Below are 2500 nucleotides of genomic sequence, written 5' to 3'. Positions count from 1 at the left end.
GAGGACCGAACCGATTAACGTTGAAAAGTTACCGGATGAGTTGTGTTTAGGGGTGAAAGGCCAATCAAGCCGGGAAATAGCTGGTTCTCCGCGAAAACTATTGAGGTAGTGCCTCGGATGAATACCCTGGGGGGTAGAGCACTGGATGGATGCGGGGGTCGCGAGATCTACCAACTCTAACCAAACTCCGAATACCCAGGAGTACTATCCGGGAGACAGACGGCGGGTGCTAAGGTCCGTCGTCAAGAGGGAAACAGCCCTGACCTACAGCTAAGGTCCCCAAGTCGTGTCTAAGTGGGAAAGCATGTGGGAATCCCAAAACAACCAGGAGGTTGGCTTAGAAGCAGCCATCCTTTAAAGAAAGCGTAACAGCTCACTGGTCTAAACAAGGGTTCCTGCGGCGAAGATGTAACGGGGCTCAAGACACGCACCGAAGCTTAGGGTGTGATCTATGATCACGCGGTAGCGGAGCGTTCCGTAAGCCTGTGAAGCGTCCTGGTAATGGGGCGTGGAGGTATCGGAAGTGCGAATGCAGACATGAGTAGCGATAAACAGGGTGAGATGCCCTGTCGCCGAAAGACCAAGGGTTCCTGCGCAAGGCTAATCCGCGCAGGGTGAGCCGGACCCTAAGACGAGGCCGAAGGGCGTAGTCGATGGGAATCAGGTTAATATTCCTGAGCCTGGGGATGTGTGACGGATCGCTTAAGTTGTATGTCCTTATTGGATTGGACATGCTTCGACGCGGTTCCAGGAAATAGCCTCCCCGTACAGTCCGTACCCGAAACCGACACAGGTGGTCAGGTAGAGTATACCAAGGCGCTTGAGAGAAGTGTGCTGAAGGAACTCGGCAAATTGCCTCCGTACCTTCGGAAGAAGGAGGCCCCATCTATGCGCAAGCACTGATGGGGGGCACAGGCCAGGGGGTAGCGACTGTTTAGCAAAAACACAGGGCTCTGCTAAGTCGGCTTCAAGACGACGTATAGGGTCTGACGCCTGCCCGGTGCCTGAAGGTTAAGTGGAGGTGTGCAAGCACTGAAATGAAGCCCAGGTAAACGGCGGCCGTAACTATAACGGTCCTAAGGTAGCGAAATTCCTTGTCGGGTAAGTTCCGACCTGCACGAATGGCGTAACGACTTCCCCACTGTCTCCAGCACATGCTCAGCGAAATTGAATTCTCCGTGAAGATGCGGAGTACCCGCGGTTAGACGGAAAGACCCCGTGCACCTTTACTGCAGCTTCAGAGTGGCATTAGGAAAGAACTGTGTAGCATAGGTGGGAGGCTTTGAAGCCAGGGCGCCAGCCTTGGTGGAGCCATAGGTGAAATACCACCCTGTTGTTTTCTGATGTCTAACCTGCATCCATGAAACTGGATGAGGGACCCTCTGTGGCGGGTAGTTTGACTGGGGCGGTCGCCTCCTAAAGAGTAACGGAGGCGCGCGATGGTTGGCTCAGGCCGGTTGGAAACCGGCTGTTAGAGTGCAATGGCATAAGCCAGCCTGACTGCGAGACTGACAAGTCGAGCAGAGACGAAAGTCGGTCATAGTGATCCGGTGGTCCCTCGTGGAAGGGCCATCGCTCAACGGATAAAAGGTACGCCGGGGATAACAGGCTGATAACCCCCAAGAGCTCATATCGACGGGGTTGTTTGGCACCTCGATGTCGGCTCATCACATCCTGGGGCTGGAGCAGGTCCCAAGGGTTTGGCTGTTCGCCAATTAAAGTGGTACGTGAGCTGGGTTCAGAACGTCGCGAGACAGTTTGGTCCCTATCTGCCGTGGGCGTCGAAATTTGAGAGGAGTTGACCCTAGTACGAGAGGACCGGGTTGAACGTACCTCTGGTGGACCTGTCGTTCTGCCAAGAGCGCAGCAGGGTAGCTATGTACGGACGGGATAACCGCTGAAAGCATCTAAGCGGGAAGCCTCCCTCGAGATAAGATTTCTTAGAGCGGTCGAAGACCACGACCTTGATAGGCCGGATGTGGAAGTGCGGTAACGCATGGAGCTAACCGGTCCTAATTGCTCTATTCGCGCTTGATTGAGCCCCACCATCAATGACAGACCTGATCTGTCTGATTGGTACCTCATTCAGCATAGTAACAACGTGCACGATCTCTAGAACGATACATGACCGCGCCGGCCACATAGCTTGGTGGCCATAGCGTCTGTGACCCACCCGATCCCATCCCGAACTCGGCCGTGAAACCAGACAGCGCCGATGGTACTATCGCTTAAGCGATGGAAGAGTAGGACGCCGCCAGGCTTTGTCGCCGGCGCGACACACCCGTATCAAAACCCATTCACATTCCTGGCCGGCCTCAGCCGCCGGCGGCAGCATCCGCTGCCTTGGCTTTCCGCGGGAATACCGCGACGGCCGTTCGGCCTTGCGGACCTCCGGTCCCAAAGCCATACGGCAACCATGGTGACGCGGGGTGGAGCAGCCCGGTAGCTCGTCAGGCTCATAACCTGAAGGTCACAGGTTCAAATCCTGTCCCCGCAACCA

At 55.6% G+C, this 2500-nt stretch carries 1 tRNA gene and 2 rRNA genes (1 of these 3 cut by a window edge); all 3 read left to right on the top strand.

What is annotated here, in order from left to right:
- Positions 1 to 2036: ribosomal RNA gene (locus tag FHS98_RS18585) — 23S ribosomal RNA — on the top strand; it begins 756 nt to the left of the window's first position.
- A gap of 109 nt (positions 2037 to 2145) precedes the next feature.
- Positions 2146 to 2260, top strand: a 5S ribosomal RNA gene (rrf, locus tag FHS98_RS18580).
- Positions 2261 to 2423: 163 nt separating this feature from the next.
- A tRNA-Met gene (locus FHS98_RS18575) sits at positions 2424 to 2500 on the top strand.

The organism is Sphingomonas oligoaromativorans (genome assembly GCF_011762195.1).
Classification (GTDB): domain Bacteria; phylum Pseudomonadota; class Alphaproteobacteria; order Sphingomonadales; family Sphingomonadaceae; genus Solisphingomonas; species Solisphingomonas oligoaromativorans.
The sequence above is the reverse complement of the archived record's forward strand: the minus strand, read 5'-3'. Positions and strand labels throughout refer to the sequence as shown.